Annotated in this window: 15 protein-coding genes; 8 read left to right on the plus strand and 7 right to left on the minus strand. The window is 70.6% G+C overall.

Translation table 11 applies throughout. The features are described 5' to 3' along the window. The first annotated feature begins 104 nt into the window (after window positions 1–104). Window positions 105–1,052: an SDR family oxidoreductase gene (locus ACFVDP_RS30305; RefSeq protein ID WP_383496529.1), complete on the plus strand. Its 948-nt coding sequence runs from the start codon at window positions 105–107 to the stop codon at window positions 1,050–1,052. Window positions 1,053–1,057: 5 nt separating this feature from the next. On the opposite strand, the gene ACFVDP_RS30310 is transcribed toward ACFVDP_RS30305, so the two are convergent. Next, window positions 1,058–1,303, minus strand: coding sequence for a hypothetical protein (locus ACFVDP_RS30310; protein ID WP_383496532.1), 246 nt, complete (start codon window positions 1,301–1,303; stop codon window positions 1,058–1,060). Between the two features lie 190 nt (window positions 1,304–1,493). On the opposite strand from ACFVDP_RS30310, the gene ACFVDP_RS30315 reads away from it, so the two are divergent. Continuing rightward, entirely contained in the window at window positions 1,494–2,969 is a 1,476-nt protein-coding gene (locus tag ACFVDP_RS30315) for a hypothetical protein (protein WP_383496534.1), read from the plus strand. A 31-nt stretch (window positions 2,970–3,000) separates the two neighbouring features. Here the strand turns inward: ACFVDP_RS30315 and ACFVDP_RS30320 are convergent, their stop codons facing one another. Beyond that, entirely contained in the window at window positions 3,001–3,849 is an 849-nt protein-coding gene (locus tag ACFVDP_RS30320; RefSeq protein WP_383496537.1) for an endo alpha-1,4 polygalactosaminidase, read from the minus strand. Window positions 3,850–4,208: 359 nt separating this feature from the next. Between ACFVDP_RS30320 and ACFVDP_RS30325 the strand changes: the two genes are divergently transcribed. Both ACFVDP_RS30325 and ACFVDP_RS30330 read left to right on the plus strand, forming a co-directional pair. Next, complete coding sequence (locus ACFVDP_RS30325) at window positions 4,209–4,601, plus strand: nitroreductase/quinone reductase family protein (protein ID WP_383496540.1); 393 nt, start codon at window positions 4,209–4,211, stop codon at window positions 4,599–4,601. A gap of 74 nt (window positions 4,602–4,675) precedes the next feature. Further along, window positions 4,676–5,362 (plus strand): ribonuclease H, encoded by a 687-nt coding sequence (locus ACFVDP_RS30330; RefSeq protein ID WP_383496543.1) that lies wholly within the window; start codon window positions 4,676–4,678, stop codon window positions 5,360–5,362. Window positions 5,363–5,417: 55 nt separating this feature from the next. On the opposite strand, the gene ACFVDP_RS30335 is transcribed toward ACFVDP_RS30330, so the two are convergent. Next, complete coding sequence (locus ACFVDP_RS30335; RefSeq protein ID WP_383496547.1) at window positions 5,418–6,284, minus strand: family 16 glycosylhydrolase; 867 nt, start codon at window positions 6,282–6,284, stop codon at window positions 5,418–5,420. Window positions 6,285–6,542: 258 nt separating this feature from the next. Between ACFVDP_RS30335 and ACFVDP_RS30340 the strand changes: the two genes are divergently transcribed. Next, window positions 6,543–7,505: a D-2-hydroxyacid dehydrogenase family protein gene (locus ACFVDP_RS30340; protein ID WP_383496550.1), complete on the plus strand. Its 963-nt coding sequence runs from the start codon at window positions 6,543–6,545 to the stop codon at window positions 7,503–7,505. A gap of 71 nt (window positions 7,506–7,576) precedes the next feature. On the opposite strand, the gene ACFVDP_RS30345 is transcribed toward ACFVDP_RS30340, so the two are convergent. From ACFVDP_RS30345 to ACFVDP_RS30360, 4 genes are all read right to left on the minus strand, one after another. Next, on the minus strand, window positions 7,577–10,288 hold the full coding sequence (locus ACFVDP_RS30345) for a glycoside hydrolase family 6 protein (protein WP_383496553.1): 2,712 nt from the start codon (window positions 10,286–10,288) through the stop codon (window positions 7,577–7,579). Between the two features lie 76 nt (window positions 10,289–10,364). Further along, window positions 10,365–11,147 (minus strand): glycoside hydrolase, encoded by a 783-nt coding sequence (locus ACFVDP_RS30350; RefSeq protein WP_383496555.1) that lies wholly within the window; start codon window positions 11,145–11,147, stop codon window positions 10,365–10,367. A 176-nt stretch (window positions 11,148–11,323) separates the two neighbouring features. After that, window positions 11,324–12,553 (minus strand): hypothetical protein, encoded by a 1,230-nt coding sequence (locus ACFVDP_RS30355; RefSeq protein ID WP_383496558.1) that lies wholly within the window; start codon window positions 12,551–12,553, stop codon window positions 11,324–11,326. A gap of 110 nt (window positions 12,554–12,663) precedes the next feature. Further along, window positions 12,664–13,905 (minus strand): endo-1,3-beta-xylanase, encoded by a 1,242-nt coding sequence (locus tag ACFVDP_RS30360; protein WP_383496561.1) that lies wholly within the window; start codon window positions 13,903–13,905, stop codon window positions 12,664–12,666. 324 nt (window positions 13,906–14,229) lie between these two features. Here ACFVDP_RS30360 and ACFVDP_RS30365 point away from each other — a divergent pair, with 324 nt between their 5' ends. The 3 genes from ACFVDP_RS30365 to ACFVDP_RS30375 are packed head-to-tail and all read left to right on the plus strand — an operon-like array spanning window position 14,230 to window position 17,459. Further along, on the plus strand, window positions 14,230–15,513 hold the full coding sequence (locus tag ACFVDP_RS30365; RefSeq protein WP_383496564.1) for an extracellular solute-binding protein: 1,284 nt from the start codon (window positions 14,230–14,232) through the stop codon (window positions 15,511–15,513). Window positions 15,514–15,567: 54 nt separating this feature from the next. Further along, entirely contained in the window at window positions 15,568–16,539 is a 972-nt protein-coding gene (locus tag ACFVDP_RS30370; RefSeq protein ID WP_383496567.1) for a carbohydrate ABC transporter permease, read from the plus strand. Next, complete coding sequence (locus tag ACFVDP_RS30375) at window positions 16,536–17,459, plus strand: carbohydrate ABC transporter permease (protein ID WP_383496570.1); 924 nt, start codon at window positions 16,536–16,538, stop codon at window positions 17,457–17,459. The genes ACFVDP_RS30370 and ACFVDP_RS30375 overlap by 4 nt, the downstream gene beginning before the upstream one ends. Window positions 17,460–17,474 lie beyond the last annotated feature (15 nt).

The following is a 17,474-nucleotide window of genomic DNA, read 5'->3' on the forward strand; positions in this document are numbered from 1 at the left end:
ACGCGACGACGGCCGGAAAGTCGGACAGAAGGTGTCGGGATTCGCGGGGATGCTCGGTGTGTCCGGTCGGCGCGGCCGGGCGGGCCGACACGAAAGAGCAGGTCATGACGGACACAGCAGAGCCCGGCAGCACCTCGGGCGACCGGCCGTTGCACGGCAGGGTGGCCCTCGTCGCGGGCGCGACCCGCGGCGCGGGACGCGGCATCGCCGTGGAACTGGGCGCGGCGGGCGCCACCGTCTACGTCACCGGGCGCACCACCCGCGAGCGGCGCTCCGAGTACGACCGGCCCGAGACGATCGAGGACACCGCCGACCTGGTGAGCGCGGCGGGCGGCCACGGCATCGCCGTCCCCACCGACCATCTGGAACCGGATCAGGTGCGCGCCCTCGTCGAGCGCGTCGACGCCGAACAAGGGCGCCTCGACGTCCTCGTCAACGACATCTGGGGCGGCGAGCACCTCTTCGCCTGGAACGCGCCCGTGTGGGAGCACGACCTCGACAAGGGGCTGCGGCTGCACCGCCTCGCCGTCGAGACGCACGCCATCACCAGCCACTTCGCGCTGCCGCTGCTGCTGCGCTCGCCCGGCGGCCTGGTCGTCGAGATGACCGACGGCACCGCCGACTACAACGCGGCGAACTACCGCAACTCCTTCTTCTACGACCTCGCCAAGAGCGCCGTGCTGCGCATGGCGTTCTCCCTCGGCCACGAACTGGGCCCGCGCGGCGCGACCGCCGTGGCCCTCACGCCCGGCTGGATGCGCTCGGAGATCATGCTCGACGCGTTCGGGGTCACCGAGGAGACGTGGCGCGACGCGCTCACCGCCGAACCGCACTTCGCGATCTCGGAGACCCCGCGCTACACCGGGCGCGCCGTCGCCGCGCTCGCCGCCGACCCGGACGTCGCCCGGTTCAACGGCACTTCCCAGTCCAGCGGCGGCCTCGCCGCGACCTACGGCTTCACCGACCTCGACGGCAGCCGGCCGGACGCCTGGCGCTACCTGGTGGAGGTGCAGGACACGGGCAAACCGGCCGACGTCACCGGATACCGCTGAACGTCTCAGACCTCATCGGGGTCGTCGATGTGCGCGGGCCAGATCCCGCTGCCGCCGCCGCGCCACTCCACGACGTCCGGGTCGTCGAGCGGCGTGTCCTCAAGGCCTGCCCGGCGCAGGAACGCCACCACGTCCGCCAGTGACCTGGCGAGGCCCGCGTCCTCGCCGCTGATGTGGACCCGGCGTCCGCCGGGCTGGGCCGCGTGCACCACGACCGAGGGGTATCCGTCACGTCCCGCGTCTTCGATCATGAGCCCAGCTTCGTCGCGCCGGCGCCCGTCCGCACCTCGCGGCGCCGCCGCGCCCCTGGGCGCCCGGTGCCCGCCTGCACCCCGTGGCCGCACCCGGCAGCCGAAACGGGCTGAAAGCCACCCGTAGCCGGACCAGTTGGGTTTGCGTGAGCGGTCCGCCGAGCATCGCGATTCCGGTTACGGTGCTCTGGTGGTGATCAACGCGCAAGGCAACAACCAGGCACAACCCGCGGACCAGGGGACGGCGCTGCTGCTCGCGGCGGCCCCCGTCGGCAAGGGATGCCTCATCGACGCGGCGGCCGTGCTGCCCGCGCTCGCCGCGGTCCCGCCGAGCGCGCTCACCGGCACCCCCGCGGCCACCGTCGTCGAACTCGCCGACCCGCTCGACCCGCAGGCCGTCCTCACCCGGATACGCACCGCCGCCGCCCTGCCCGGACAGTTGCACGTGTACGTCACCGGCCAGCTCCACCTCGACCACCGCCAGCACCTCCTCCACCTGGCTCTGGCCCGCACCACCCCGTCGACGCTGCGATACACGGCCCTGCCCTGGCACTGGCTGACCGGCGAACTCGCGCTGCGCCGCCCGCACACCACCACCGTCGTCCTCGACCTGGTCGCCGACGCCGACGCCTGGCCGCACGTGCGCGGGGGCGGCGTCGGTCTCGGCCACGGCATTCGCGTGTTCGGCCGCGTCACTCCGCCCCCGCCCCGCCGTACGCTCCTGACCCCGGACTACCTCAGGACGTACGCCGACATCTGGCGCACCGGGGCCCGCCCGCACCTCGCCCACCTGCACGAGACGGCGGCCGGCCGCTCGGGCCCGGCAGAGGCGCTGTTCGTGGCGATGGACACGCCGGTGGGGGCCTTCGCCCCGGGCGGGGCCGCCGCCCCGGTGCACGGCGCGGTGGCGGCCGCGGCCGGGGTCCCCGTGGCTCAACCGGCGCGGGCGGGTACGACCGCTGTTCTGCCGCCGCAGGGTGCGCCGGCGGGTGTGGCCGTGGTTCCGCCGCCGCAGAGTGCACCGGCAGGGACGACTGCCGTTCCGCTGCCGCAGGGAGCGCCGGCAGGCACGGCCACCGTTCCGGTGAGCCACGGGATGGCGACGGGTGCGGTGCCTGTGATGCACCAACCCACGACGGCGCCGTCCCCGCCCCCGCTTCCGACCGCCGAGCCGAGCTCGGCACCGGCTCCGGGGCACCGGATCCCTGCACCGGCCCGCCCCCAGGCGGAGCCCGAAGACCCGCATCCGGCGATGCTCGCCGCCGCGCAGGCAGGCCGGCACGCGGAGGCCGCCGCCATCGCGGCGCGCTGGGAGAGCGAGGCGCTGCGCATCCACGGGGCCGGGTCCGCGCAGGCCGTGCACTGGCTCGAGGTGCGGGCGGATCTCGCGCGCCTGGCGCATGATCCCGGCCGCAGCTGCGCGCTGTGGGCCGAGGTCGCCCGGGCCCGCCTTGCCCGCGGGGAAGCGGCCTCCGACGACGACGTGGAAGCGGCCGTCGACCGCGCCCACCACCAGTGGGAGCAACTCGGCGATCCGGGCAGGGCCCGCGCCCTCGCCGTCGCCCTCACCGAGCTGCGCGGACAGGTGCCGGGCCGTCGCCCGGGCGCCTTGAAAGCGATTCAGCGGCGCCTGGACGCACTGGGCACACCGTCCCCGCTGGGCTGAGGCAGGTGCCGACAGGCCTCCGTAAGCGCCGTCAGCAGGTGCGCCGCACGTATCCCTTCGTGCCCGCGGGCCGCACGTCCACGTCCCGCAGCACGAGCGACAGCCGCTTGCCGTAGGTGCGGCAGGCCCGGTCGAAGTCGGCGGCGCGGTACTCGACGGCGAAGACCCGGTCGTCGTACGCCTTCGCGTACGCACCGCACTCGTCGTAGCTCCCGCATTCCTCGGAGACGGCGAAGTCGAAGCCGACGGCGGTCCGCTTGGGCAGGAGTTCGGCGGTGTTCTTCTGGCCGACGGCCAGGCCCGCGGCGTGTGCGCGGTCGGCCAGGAGCCGCGCGAAGGCGACCGCGTCCGCGGCGTCGAGCAGACCGTCCGAGCGCGAGTAGGAGTCGAGGTTGTCCAGCTCGACGGCCTGGAAGCCGTCGTCGCCACAGCCCTCGACCCAGTTGCCGACGATCTTCGCCAGGCGCGTCCGCTTGGCGGCCGTCGAGATGTCGAACAGGGCCTCGTCCCAGTCCTTGTCGATGACCACGTCGTCATCGTCGTCCCGCAGCAGCAGATCGGGATCGTCGCGCTCCCACCGGCGCAGCGCGTCCGGCTGGGCCTGGAACGCATTGACGTAACAGACGTTGTACAGCCCCTTCGCGGGCTTGGCGCCGCGGTCGCGCGAGACGGCCCCCACCCCGGACGGCGGCTTGTACGGCCCGCCGATCTGGTAGTCGAAACCGACGTGGGGCGTCGGCCGGACCACCTCCGGTGCATGCGTGGCGGAACCGGACGACGAGGACGTCGACGAGCAGGAGGCCAGCAGCAGTACGGCGGCCAGGGCGAGGCCGACGGCCGACGGGCGGGCGGAACGACGCGAGGGCGGGACGAAGATCACCACAGAACCTTAAAGGCCGGACAGATTCTCGAACGCCAGGCCGCCGTGACTCACCTCACGCCACCCTCCGGGACGCCCGGGAACAACAGGGTCCGCCTGCCCGTTGAACCCACCGTGGACGCGGATGGAACAGTGTCCCCGGGCCCTACCGATAGCCCGCAGGGAAGATCGTTCGGCTGAAGCCCTGCGGAGCCCCCCGCCGAGAGGCGACCGCCATCCGTGCCCACCCAGAGCCGCCCCGGCCGTGATCCCCCGTCGCGGTCGGGGCTTCCTCCTGTCCGGGGACGATCTCCGCCGGGACCCCCGTTTCTTGATCGATCCATGTCCCATCCGGGCGTCTGCGACTACAGTGCGGGGGCATGGCGCGTGATCAGGACACTCGGCACCGGCTCGTCACCACGTTCCAGCGCAGGATCGCCAATCCGCTGACCAGACGGCTGCCGGGACAGATGCTCATCGAGACGACCGGCCGTGTCTCGGGACAGCCCCGCCGCACACCCGTCGGCGGGCGGCGGATCGGGGACACCTTCTGGCTGGTCTCCGAGTTCGGGCACAAATCGCAGTACGTGCGGAACATCGCGGCCAGCCCCGACGTCCGGGTCAGGATCCGCGGCCGCTGGTACCACGGGGTGGCCCACCTCGTGCCCCAGGACGACGCCCGGGCCCGCCTGAAATCACTGCCGCTCCTCAACAGCGCCGCGGTGCGCGCTCTGGGCGACGAACTCCTCACGATCCGGGTCGACTTGGCCTGACATCGGGCTGCCCCGGCCGGGCGTGGACACGTCAGCGTTCTTCGGACGGGGTCCGACCCTGGCATGATCGGGGCATGGCAGAACGTGTGATCGCCGCGTGTGACGGCGCGTCCAAAGGAAACCCCGGACCGGCCGCCTGGGCCTGGGTCGTCGCCGACGGTGACGAGAAGGTCGTCCAGTGGGAGGCCGGTGCACTGGGCACCGCGACGAACAACGTCGCGGAACTCACGGCCCTGGAGCGGCTGCTGAGCACGGTCCCGGCCGATGTCGCGCTGGAGGTCCGGATGGACTCCCAGTACGCGATGAAGGCCGTCACGACCTGGCTGCCCGGCTGGAAGCGCAAGGGCTGGAAGACCGCGTCCGGCAAGCCGGTCGCCAACCAGGAGCTCGTCGCCCGCATCGACGCCCTGCTGGAGGGCCGCTCGGTCGAGTTCAAGTACGTACCCGCGCACCAGGTCGACGGCGACCCGCTCAACGACTACGCGGACCGCGCCGCCAGCCAGGCCGCCGTCGCGCAACAGGACGCGGGCAGCGCGCTCGGGTCCCCGGAGCCGCCGCCCTCGACGCCTTCGTCGGCCGCCTCGGCCCGTGCGAAGACGCCGCGCCGCAAGAGCGCCGCCGGCGGGAGCGGGTCCTCCTCGCGGACCCTCAAGGCGAAGTTCCCGGGCCGCTGCCGCTGCGGCCGCAGCTACGCCGCCGGTGAGGACATCGCCAAGAATCCCGACGGCTGGGGACACCCGGACTGCCGCGAGACGGCCTGAGGCCCGACAGGACGGGCGAGGGGCGCCGGCCCCCCGCCCGTACCGCTCGCTTCGCTCAGTTCGACACGTGGACGTAGTCGACGACGAGCTGCTGCGGGAACTGCGTGCTGCCGTCCGGGTCCCCCGGCCAGTAGCCGCCCACCGCCAGGTTCAGGATGACGAAGAACGGCTTCTCGAAGACCCACTGGTTGCCGCCCACGTCGGCGGGCGTCCGGGTCTGGTAGACGGTGCCGTCCACCGACCACTTGATCTCGTTCGGCGACCAGTCCACCGCGAAGGTGTGGAAGTCGTCCGCGAACGCCTGGCCGTTCGGCAGCGAGTACGGCGCACCGATCCCCGCCGAACCCGAGTAGCCGGGACCGTGGATCGTGCCGTGCACCGTGGACGGCTCGAAGCCGACGTTCTCCATGATGTCGATCTCACCGGAGTTCGGCCAGCCGACCGAGCCGATGTCGTCGCCGAGCATCCAGAACGCCGGCCATATGCCCTGCCCGCGCGGTATCTTCATCCGCGCCTCGACGTGCCCGTGCGTCGTCGAGAACTTCCCCGACGTGTTCAGCCGTGCCGAGGTGTACTCGCACGAGCCGTACCAGCACTGGTAGTTGGACGGGTTCTCCTTGCGGGCCGTGATGACCAGATGGCCCTGGCCGTCGAGCGCGGCGTTGCTGTTGCCCGCCGTGTAGTACTGCCGTTCGTGGTTGTCGACGTTGTCGCCCGTCTCGGTCTGCCACTTCGAACCGTCGACGGCCGAGCCCGCGGGCCCGTCGAAGTCGTCGGAGAAGGTGACCGCGGCGGCCCGCGCGTCGTCGGTGCCCGCGGCGTTGGCGACGGGTACGAGTCCCGCGCCGAGGCACAGGAGTGCGGCCGCGCCCAGCGGGAGCCGGCGCCGCAGGAAACTGCGTGAGCGGTGTGAACTGCGCATGGAGCATCACGTCACTTCGGGTAGGGGGATCGTGTCTGTCTCTGACACGCCAGAAAGTGAAGACAAGGGAGTTGCGCGTGGTGTGATGAGTTCAAGGGTTGATTTAAGGGGCGCCCGGAAGGGACGTCAAGGGATTCGTCCGTACCAACTTCCGCGCCGGAGTGATCGGTTGTGCCCGCAGCGCAGGCCGCGGGCCGCCCCCGCGCCCGTACTAAGGTGCTTCGTGATCACGTAAGCCGATCGGACAGGGGAACCCGGGTGACCACGCTGCGTTGCGCCGTACTCGACGACTACCAGGGCGTCGCCCGTGGGCTGGCCGACTGGGACCGTCTCGCGGGCCGCGTCGACGTGCGCTTCCTCGGCCGGCACCTCGACGACCAGGACGCGCTCGCCGCCGAACTCGCCGACTGCGAGATCGTCGTCGTGATGCGCGAACGCACCCCCTTCCCGGCCGGACTCCTCGACCGGCTGCCCCGGCTGCGGCTGCTGATCACCTCGGGGCTGCGCAACGCCTCCATCGACCTCGCCGCCGCGGCCGCGCACGGTGTCACCGTGTGCGGCACCCCCAGCAGCTCCGAGCCCCCGGCCGAGCTGACCTGGGCGCTGCTGCTCGGCCTCGCCCGCGGTGTCGTGACGGAGAACGACAGCCTGCGCGAGGGCGGTCCCTGGCAGTCCACCCTCGGCGCCGACCTGCACGGCAGCCGTCTCGGACTGCTGGGCCTCGGCAAGATCGGCACCCGTGTCGCCCGGGTCGGCGCCGCCTTCGGCATGGACGTCACCGCCTGGAGCCGGAACCTGACGGAGGAACGCGCCACCGCGGCCGGCGCCACCCTCGCCGCGTCCAGGGAAGAACTCCTGGAGACCAGCGACTTCGTCTCCGTGCACCTCGTCCTCAGCGACCGCACCCGCGGACTGATCGGCGCCGACGAACTGCGGCGGATGCGGAGCACCGCCTACCTCGTCAACACCTCACGGGCCGCGATCGTCGACCAGGACGCCCTCGTCCGGGCGCTGCGCGAGGGCTGGATCGCCGGCGCGGGCAGCGACGTCTTCGAGACCGAACCGCTCCCGCTCGACCACCCGCTGCGCACCGCGCCGAACTTCCTCGGCCTGCCGCACCTCGGCTACGTGACCCGGCGCAACTACGAGGGCTACTTCCGGGGCGCCGTCGAGGACATCGAGGCGTACCTGTCCGGCGCCCCCGTCCGCACGCTGGACTGAGCCCTCCGGCCTTCGCGCTCATCGGTGGAAGGGGCGCCGGGCCGCCTCCCGCGACGGTCCGGCGCCCATGGTCAGTCGCTCTGGACGGAGGCCTGCCGCGGCGTCAGCCCGTCGCTGCCGGTCCCGCCGATGGGCACCTCGTGGTCGAGCCCCACGAAGCGGCCGTCACTCTGCCAGAGAGCGGGCTCGAGGAAGGCGTACTTCTCCTCGTCCCACGTTTTCCAGTCGTCCTTCAACAGCCCTCCGGTGTCACCGGAGTTGGGGTTGAGGCACCAGAACGTCTGGTTGATGCGGTGCTCGGTGATGAAGTCCCTGAGCGCGGTCATCCACTTCTGATTGTCGGCGCCGTCGAGGCGGCCGCCCCATTCGCCGATGAGCAGCGGCGCGGTGCCCTGGTCCTGGAGGTAGAACCAGTTGGGCTGCCACACGTCCTTGGTCAGGGTCTCCTTGTTCCAGTCGCCCTCGAACCAGGGCTGCCGGAAGACGGCCGGTCCGTAGTCGTGCGGGGAGTAGACGAGCTGATCCTGGTCCTTGCCCAGGTCGACGGGGTGTTCGGCGGCGCCGCGCAGGTTTCCGCCCCACCAGTTGAAGTGGTAGTCCGCCTCGTTCGTCGACTGCCAGTTCTTGCCGTCGCGCGGGTAGATCTCGATGCCTTCGCACATCACAAGCAGGTGAGGGTTGATGGCGAGGATGCGGCGGCCGGCCGTCTGGCAGGCGTTCTTCCAGTTGTCCTCGTCGGTGGAGCCGTCCCATTTGGCGCGCGGGCTCTCGGTCTGCTTCCCGTGCGGCTCGTTCTTCACGTCGGCCGCGATCACCGTGTCGTCGTTCTTGTAGCGATCGGCGAGCCACTCCCAGGCCTGGTAGAAGTCCTCACTGGTGATCGCGCCCTTCCACCACACCGGGTACATGTGGCCGGAGTTGTCGGCCTCCGCGCTGTGCACGTCGAGCATCACCTTGATCCCGTACGTCTTGCACAGCGCGAGGAAGCGGTCGAACACCTCAAGGGTGGTCTTGTCCTTCAGGTCCGGGTTCTCGTAGGTGTTGACCGCGCTGGACACCGCGGCCCTGCCCGTCTGCCACTCCAGGACGAGCTGGGTGCTGATGGGGACGCGGATGGTGTTGAGGCCGCGCTCGGCCATCTGCCGGGTGATGGTCTCCAGGTTCGCCGACCACAGTCCGTGGAAGACGCGCTCGGTGGTGTTGAACCCGAACCAGTTCGTGCCGGTCATCCACACCGGATCGCCCTGCTCGTCGACGACCTGCGCCCCGTCGGTGTGCAGCCAGTCGTCGCCGTCCGCCGCCGCGCCCTTGGTGGAGAACGAGGCCTGGCTCGCCGTCTTGTTCGTCGGAGCCGCGCTGACCGCCGGGAGGGCGTTCTTCACCAGCATCGCGAACTGGGCGTCGAACCAGTGCCCCGCGAGCGGCGCGTCGGGCAGCGCGCCCGTCTTGACGCCCTTCGGCGTGGTGAAGTCGGGGTCGCAGTTGGGGTCGGGGCGCTTGCCCTCGCCGTTGTCGATGTCCTCGCCGGAGCCGTCGGACTCGCCGGGCGGCTTCACCCATAGGTAGGCGTCGATGCCGGGCTCGTCGGCCGGTGCTCCCTGGGGCCGGGCGCCGAGGCCCGCGCCCTGCTGGTTGCACCAGTTGCCGCGGTCGGTACGGCGGTCCACGCGCCCGGAGGTGACGTAGGCGTCGGTCGTGTCGCCGCTCGCTCCGCCGGGCCGGTCGGCGCCGCCCCAGCCGTTGCGCGAGGTGTCGACGAGGACACCGAGCCCGTCGGACCAGCCCGCCGCCGCGAACGAGGTGCGCAGCGCCTTCTCGTAGTCCGCCTCGTCGAAGTTCGGGTTCCACTCGTAGAACGTGGACGACTTGAGGGGCTGGCCGCCGACCGTCAGATCGGGATCGTCGAGATAGGGCTCGGTGGTGGGGGTGTAGTTGGAGACGTCGGTGACGACTCCGTCGACGCTGTCGAGCCCGGCCTTCGTGCCGCGCGCCGTCCGGGTGTACAGGTCGACGACGCCCTTGAGGTTGTCGTCCCAGCCCAGCCAGCCGGAGTGCGCGGCGTCCAGGTAGGTGTAGACGTTCGGCAGGGCGTGCAGTTTGTCGAGGGCGTACTGGACCGCCTTGACCTGGAGGCCGCTGGACTGCGCCTGGGCGCACTCGGGGTCGGAGAGGTTCGTGACCAGGTTGGGCAGGCCGTCCGGCTCGATGACGGTGGTGATGCGCAGATCGGCGTACTTCGGGTCGGCGAGCGCGTCGGCGATCGGGTCGATGTACTCCTTCTCGTAGCGGTCCAACCCGGCTTCGGTGAGCGGTAGTTCGCCGTTGGAGGCGAGGGCGGCGCAGTCGCGTCCGGGGAGGTCGTAGACGACGAACGTCGCGGTCATCGGGGTGCCGGGCCGCGCCTGGGCGAGGGCCTTGTCGAGGTGGCCGGTCAGTCCGAGCCGGCCGTCGTTGGCGGCGCCGCCCTCGATGGCGGCGATCCGGTCCAGCCAGACGGCGGTGGGCTGTCCGCCGACGCTGCGCATCCGGGCCGCCAGGTCCGCGTCGTCCTCCTTGGCGGCGGACTGCTCGACGCGGGACGTGTAGTCCGGGTTGACGTAGGCGTCGGCGCCCTGGAACGGGTTGTCGACGTGCTCGGCGGCGGCGCGGGCGGTGCCCGCCGTCGCCGACCAGGGGGTGAGCAGGGCCGCGGCGAGCGCCGTGGCCGTGAGAACGGCCGCGCCGGGCAGCCGTGTCAGGCGTCTGCGGTGCGGGTGATGACCGTGGGGTTGATGCCGGTGCACTCTTCTGTCCCTTCGTGGGGTGGACACAGGGGTGGGGCACACATGGGTCGGGGCACACATGGGGTGGGGCGCGCGGTCAGGAGACGCTGAGTGAGAAGGCGTCGGTGCGCAGTCCCGCTCCGCCCTGCCACGGCTCGAACCCGGCCTGGACGCTGGTGAGATACCAGTCGGCGTGCACGCTGCCGCGCGCGGTGGCATCGTCGGCGAACGCCTTCAGGTCCAGGTCGGTGACCGAGTCCGTGGGGCTGGTGCGGACGTAACTGATGACGTTCCAGCCGATGTTGCCCGTCCACACGTCGTAGTTGGCACCGCCGACGGTGACGTTTCCGGTCTTCTGGCCGACGGGCTGGACCGGCCCCTGGTACTTGTTCCAGATCATCAGCTCGCCGGCGTTCTGGCCGGAGGCCTGGGGGTCGGGGTCGAACCACAGGTCGTACGCGACGTCGTACACGCCGTTCGCGGGGGAGTGCGTGGACCAGCTGCTGGTCACCCGGTTCATCGCGTCGACGCGCAGCGGCAGACCGCTGCCGGTGGTGCAGGCGCCGTAGTGGCAGCCCGCGTAGATGGAGGGGTACGAGGCGGGGGCGCCGTTCGTCGGGTTGGCGTGGTCGGCCCGGGTGACCTCGAACGAGGTGCCGTCGACCGAGAGGCACTGGGCCGTCGACGCGCCCCAGACGTTGTTCTGGACGGTGTACTTGCCGCCTTCCACGCTCAGCGTGTCGAAGGCGCCGCAGAGTTCGGTGGCGCGGGCCGAAGCGGTGGCGGGGGAGGCGGCGGCGGAGGCGAGCAGGAAGCCTGCCGCGGCGAGCACGGCTGCCGCCGTCCTGGCTCGACGGGCGGCGGTGGGGGGACGCTTCACGTCTCTTTCCTTTCGTCGGTTCGCGATCATGGGAGCGCTCCCATCGATGTGGGGGGAGGTCCGACCGGAATCGTGGGGAACTCCGGGCCTCGCGTCAACCAATCGCGCGAGTTTCGGTCGACGGCGCAGGTCGGCACCGCGCCGTCGAAACCCGTCACCCGCGCCGGAGGTGTCGCTCAGGCGCATCCGGTACGGAAACCGGTGGCGGCGAGACCCGCGCAGAACGCCGCCCGCGCGTCCGTGTTCCGCGACAGGCGACCGTCCGCGAACCAGGTCGAGTCGGGCGGGAAGTCGAACGAGCCGTCGTCCTTGCCGTCCCACCCGTAGCGGAAGTCGAGGTTGATGTACGTGACCGTGCCGATGACGTCCGACAGGTCGTAGGTGCCCGCCATGTTCGGGATGGGGCCCCGGTAGTCGAGGAGGCCGAAGAGCCGTTCGGTCCACATCGCGCCGCGGACCGGTTCGGCGCCGCTGGTGTCACCGTCGTCCGCGGTGAAGTTCATCATCCCGGACTCGGAGACGATCATCTTCTTCCCGTGGTCCTGGGCGAACTTCATCATCTTCAGGATGTTCGCGTCGTAGTCCCAGTTCTTCCAGACGGCACTCGGATTGCCCGAGGAGTCGGTGTCCAGGTAGGCGTTGCGGCACTGCAGCGCGGAGGTGTCGTAGTTGTCCGGCGGGGTGCCGTTGTAGAGGTAGCCGCCCAGGTCGTGGATGGGCATGCACAGTTCGTGGGCGAAGATCGACGCGCCGATCTCGTCCACCGCCGCGTCCCCGGGGTAGAGCTTCTCGAACTCGCCGCGTACGGGGTGGAACACGAACCGGACGTTGTTCTGGTGGACGCGCCCCTCGATCAGCGAACGGATCCGCGCGAAGGCGTTCTTGTACGAGGAGCAGGTGTCGTCGGTGCAGTGGTAGAAGGAGCTCACTTCGTAGTCGAGGCGGAGCAGGAAGGTGGCGGACGGGTGGGCGTCGATGAAGGCGACGAGCGTGTCGAACCGGTCGGCGTAGCGGCCGTCGGCGAGTTCCTGGGTGACGGCGCGCGAGCGGGCCGCCTTGGCGTTCTCGTCGCCGCCTTCGAAGCCGGGCGGGTTGTCCTTCCAGCTGATGCCGACCTGCACCGTCTTTCCCTGCTCGGCGAGGAAGGACGCGTAGTCGGCGTGGCCCGCGCCGACCCAGGTCCCGGAGGCGAGTTCGTAGTAGACGGAGCCGCCGTCCGGTGCCTGCCCGAAGGACGTGTAGTCGTCCCAGGCCGCCCGGGTGGACTGGCCGATGAGCAGGGAGCGCGGGGCGGACGGCGCCGCGGCGGCGCCGGTGCTCCAGGGGAGCAGCCACGCGAAGGCGAGGAGCACGGTGAGGAACAGGAGGTGCGGGCGGGGCCCGCGGCCTGTGAGTGAGGTGCGCATGGGGCGTTCCTGACTGCCGGGCCGCTGATGTGGGGTCGGCCCGGCGGGGGAAGGGGCGGCGGGACGGCAGGGGGAGCGGCCGTCCCGCCGCCGGGGGAGAGGGGTCGGGGTCAGCCGTTCGTCCAGCCCGGGCCGCGCAGTTCGGCGAGGAAGCGGTCGCGGATCGTGGGATTCGCCTGGATGCGGGAGTCGCCCCAGTAGCCGTTGGCGCAGCCGGGGCCGCCGGCCTGGGCGCCGTCGGCGCAACTCCACTGGGTCTGGCTGTCCCAGTCGGTGTTGATGTAGGCGGCGGCCCGCACCACGTCCCGGTTCTCGGCGATCCAGTCGAAGTACGGCTGGTACCACTCGTTCCAGATGGTGTCCGCGTCGGTGGCGGCCGGGCTCTTGCGCATGATGCAGCTCTTGGTGCCCGCGCCGTTGTCGTAGCCCTGCGGCGCGGACTCGGCGACCATCACCGGCTTGCCGTGCCCGCGGGCGAAGTCCAGCACGCGGTCCTGGAGGGCGCCCGGCGCGGTGTCGGTCGCGCTGCATCCCCACTGCGTGGCGACGGATCCGCCGGAGTAGAACGAGGACAGGCCCACCCAGTCGACGTATTGGTCACCGGGGTACCAGGCGTCGAAGTGGTGCGGATCGGTGACGACGTAGTTCCACTCGGGGTGGTCGGTACTGGTGTTGAGCGGCCAGGCCGCGGTCTGCCAGACCGTCGCGACCTTCGTGGCGCCGAGGGCGTCGATGCGGCCCTTGATGTAGGCGAACGTCTGCTTGTAGAAGTCGGCGTTGTAGCAGTTCCAGGGGCCGTCGAACTCGTAGCCGATGCGCAGGAACACCTGACGGTCGTAACCCTTGAGCCGGGTCACCATCTCGTCGACCTTGTCGCGGTAGCGCGTGATGAGGTTCGGGCTGCCCGAGGTCACGTCGCTGTCGTTGGTGCCGATGATGGCGCGCAGCGGCTGGTTGTTGCAGCCGCTGGTCGCGTCCGAGAGGTAGAGGCCGACGGCGACGGCCGCGCCCGGGTACTGGGCGAGGGTGCTGTCGAAGTCGACGGTTCCGGCACCCCAGTTGGCCGGGCCGGTCATCCCGGCGAGCGGCTCCGGGTTCCCGCCGAGCACCAGGTTGGTGTACAGCGTGACGCCGCCGGGTGCGGGGGCGCCGAGGGCCGGCTGGTCGAGCACGTCGCGTTTGTAGTCGGCGAGCGTGTCGCTGTCCTGGCCCATGAGGGACAGCGTCGTGCCGTCCGGTGGGAGGTTGCGGGCGGTCGCGGCGGAGTCCGCCGCCGCGGGCACGGTGGCGAGCAGGCCGAGCACGGCCACCGCCGCCAGCCCGGCCAGTCTCAGTCTTCTGAGGGGATTCACGGGTCGACTCCTCGTAGTGGGGGGGGTGAGTTCCGCACCGCATCGTGAAGACAGCTCCGGGTTACGTCAATGAATCACGTAAGTTTCGTAGAAGTGTGCTGGTTACGGCCTCGGCTTCGAAACGAGCCCGTTGGCTGCGCAGGGGGATTCAGCTCTCAAAAGCCCTGCCATCAGGCGAAGTTCTGACCTTCGTAGCGCCCGCGCCGCCGTCGAATGTTCTCCGAAACTCTTGACATTAAGTTTCGTCAGCCGTCAGGTTGTGCGCATCGAAACGCCTTCGCGTCCTTCGGTCTCCCACTCACTCACGATCCCCGGAGGTCCCCCATGGGCTCCTCGCATGCCCGCAGATCCGTCGCCGCGGCAGCCGGACTCGCCACCCTGCTCGTCCTGTCCGGCTGTTCGTCCGGCTCGGCGGAGTCCGACGGCAAGATCACGCTGACCGTCGCCACGTTCAGCGACTTCGGGTACAAGCCGCTGATCAAGGAGTACGAGAAGGCGCACCCGGACGTCGTGGTGAAGGAGCGGATCTCCCAGCTCGACCAGCACCACAACAGCCTCTCCACCCAGCTGTCCTCGGGCAGCGGCGCCGCCGACGTCGTCGCCATCGAGGAGGGCTATCTGCCCAAGTTCCGTACGGTGCAGGACAAGTTCGTGAACCTCGCCGACTTCGGCGCACTGAAGCGCAAGGACGAGTACCTGCCGTACAAGTGGGCGCAGGGCACCGCCGACGGCGGCAAGTTCGTCATGGGGTACGGCACGGACGTCGGCGGTCTCGCCATCTGCTACCGCAAGGATCTGTTCAAGCAGGCGGGGCTGCCCACGGACCGGGAGGCGGTGGGCAAGCTGTGGCCCACCTGGGACGCGTACTTCACGACCGGTGACACCTTCCGCGGCAAGGTGAAGGACCACACCTGGTTCGACTCGGCGGGCAACGTGTTCAGCGCGATGATGAACCAGACCGAGTACGGGTTCTTCGACGCGCGCGACTCCTACATAGCCGACAAGAACCCGGACGTGAAGCGGTCCTTCACCGCCGCCGCCGACGCCGCGGCCGACGGCATGTCCGCCAACCTCGTCCCGTTCAGCCAGCAGTGGAACGCCGGCATCAAGCAGGGCCGGATGGCGACCATCACCTGCCCCGCCTGGATGACCGGCCTCATCCAGACCGCCGCCGGCAAGGAGGGCGAGGGCAAGTGGGACATCGCCGCCGTGCCCGGGGGCGGCGGCAACTGGGGCGGCTCCTTCCTCACCGTGCCCAAGCAGGGCAAGCACACCAAGGAGGCCGCCGACCTCGCCGCGTTCCTGACCTCCGAGTCCTCCGAGAAGAAGATCTTCCAGGGCCCGACCGGCTCGCTCCCGTCGCTGACCGGCGCCCTGTCCGACCCGGCCGTGCAGGACACCCGGCAGAAGTACTTCGGCGACGCCCCGACCGGCAAGATCTTCGCCGCCTCCGCACAGGGCCTGAAGCCCAGCTACCGCGGCACCAGGGACCAGCAGGTCCGCATCCCGTTCGCCAACGCCCTCCAACTCGTCGAGCAGCGCAAGTCGTCGCCCGCCGACGCCTGGCAGAAGGCCCTGACCGACGCGGCGAAGAACCTCAAGCACTGACCGCCCGACACCCGACACCCGACACCCGACACCCGAGACCGTAAGGAGGCCTCCATGGCGGTCCACACCGCCGGTGCCGAGCGCACCCTCGGCACCGACGCACCACCGGGCCGCCGTGCCCGAAGGCGCCCGACCCGGCAGAGCCGGATCACGCCGTACACCTTCATCGCACCGTTCTTCCTCGTCTTCGGGATCTTCGGGCTCTACCCCCTGCTCTACACGTTCTGGGTCTCCCTGCACCGCTGGGACCGGCTCACCGGCGACGGCGGCTACACGGGCCTGGCCAACTTCCGCGACCTGTTCACCGACCCCGACTTCTACAACGCCACCTACAACACCTTCAGCATCTACCTGCTCTCCACCGTCCCCCAACTGCTGCTCGCCCTGGGCGTCGCCTGGCTGCTCGACCGCCGGCTGCGCGCCAGGACGACCTGGCGCGCACTGGTCCTGGTGCCGCAGTACGTGTCCGTGGTCGCCGTCGCCCTCGTCTTCTCCCAGCTGTTCGGCCGAGACTTCGGCGTCGTCAACTGGGTCCTGGAACAAGCCGGACTGATCAGCGCTCCGGTCGACTGGACGGCGGACACCTGGAGTTCGCACCTCGCCATCAGCTTCATGGTGATGTGGCGCTGGACCGGCTACAACGCCCTGATCTACCTGGCCGCGATGCAGGCGGTCCCGCGCGACCTGTACGAGTCCGCGATGGTCGACGGCGCCGGACGCCTGCTCACCTTCCGTCGCATCACCCTGCCCGCGATCCGGCCGACCCTGCTGTTCACGGTCGTCATCTCCACCATCGGCGGGCTGCAACTCTTCGCGGAGCCGCTGCTGTTCGACTCCCAGGCCAACGCCGAGGGCGGCACCGAGCACCAGTTCCAGACACTGACGCTGATGCTCTACAAGTACGGCTTCATCAACAACGACGCCGGGTACGCGTCCGCGATCTCCTGGGTGCTGTTCCTCGTCATCGCCGCCGTCGCCGCGCTCAACTTCTTCCTGACCCGACGCCTGGGCGGTTCCGACCGATGACCACGCTCCCGGCCCCCGAAGGAACCTCCCGCATGGCAACACCCCCGGCCGTCGGCCGTACCAGAACCCGAACCCGCACCCGCGCCGCCGGACCCCGGCGCCACGACAGCGCGGGCCCGCTGGCCTACGCCCTGCTCGCCGCCGTGGTCCTCGCCTCGATCTTCCCCCTGTACTGGACGTTCGTCGTCGCCTCGCACAGCGACAACTCCGTCCTCGGCGGCTCCACTCCGTCCCTCGTGCCCGGCGGCCACCTGGTGGACAACATCCGGCGCGTCTTCGACACCGTCGACTTCTGGAAGGCCCTCGGCAACTCCTTCACCGTGGCGGGCACCACCGCCGTCAGCAACGTCCTGCTCTCCTCGCTCGCCGGATACGCCTTCGCCAAACTCCGCTTCCCCGGCCGCAACGCCCTCCTCGTCGTGGTGATCGCCACGGTGATGGTGCCGACCCAGCTCGGCATCATCCCGCTGTACCTCCTCGTCACCGACATGGGCCTGTACGGAAAGCTCAGCTCGCTCATCGTGCCCGCGCTCGTCTCCGCGATCGGCGTGTTCTGGATGCGGCAGGCCATGGAGGAGAACATCCCCGACGAACTCATCGAGGCGGCCCGGATGGACGGCGCCGGACAGCTGCGGACCTTCTGGTACGTCGCCTGGCCCGGCGTGCGCTCGGTCGCGGCGGTGCTCGGCATGTTCACCTTCATGTTCGCCTGGAACGACTACTTCTGGCCGCTGATCGCCCTGCCGCCCGAGAACGGCACCGTGCAGATCGCCCTGAACCAGCTCGCCGCCGGCTACTACACCGACTACACCCTGATGCTCGCCGGCGTCGTGGTCTCCGTCGTGCCCGTGCTCGCGCTCTTCGCCGTACTGGCCCGGCGCATCGTCTCCGGAGTGATGGCCGGCGCCGTGAAGGGGTGAGCCGCGCCGCCCCGC

It is taken from the genome of Streptomyces sp. NPDC057694 (genome assembly GCF_042799415.1).
GTDB lineage: Bacteria > Actinomycetota > Actinomycetes > Streptomycetales > Streptomycetaceae > Streptomyces.

Coding starts and splice junctions, on each gene's coding strand:
- ACFVDP_RS30305 (WP_383496529.1), top strand. CDS start 105: ATGACGGACACAGCAGAGCCCGGCAGCACCTCGGGCGACCGGCCGTTG.
- ACFVDP_RS30310 (WP_383496532.1), bottom strand. CDS start 1,303: ATGATCGAAGACGCGGGACGTGACGGATACCCCTCGGTCGTGGTGCAC.
- ACFVDP_RS30325 (WP_383496540.1), top strand. CDS start 4,209: ATGGCGCGTGATCAGGACACTCGGCACCGGCTCGTCACCACGTTCCAG.
- ACFVDP_RS30330 (WP_383496543.1), top strand. CDS start 4,676: ATGGCAGAACGTGTGATCGCCGCGTGTGACGGCGCGTCCAAAGGAAAC.
- ACFVDP_RS30335 (WP_383496547.1), bottom strand. CDS start 6,284: ATGCGCAGTTCACACCGCTCACGCAGTTTCCTGCGGCGCCGGCTCCCG.
- ACFVDP_RS30355 (WP_383496558.1), bottom strand. CDS start 12,553: ATGCGCACCTCACTCACAGGCCGCGGGCCCCGCCCGCACCTCCTGTTC.
- ACFVDP_RS30365 (WP_383496564.1), top strand. CDS start 14,230: ATGGGCTCCTCGCATGCCCGCAGATCCGTCGCCGCGGCAGCCGGACTC.
- ACFVDP_RS30370 (WP_383496567.1), top strand. CDS start 15,568: ATGGCGGTCCACACCGCCGGTGCCGAGCGCACCCTCGGCACCGACGCA.
- ACFVDP_RS30375 (WP_383496570.1), top strand. CDS start 16,536: ATGACCACGCTCCCGGCCCCCGAAGGAACCTCCCGCATGGCAACACCC.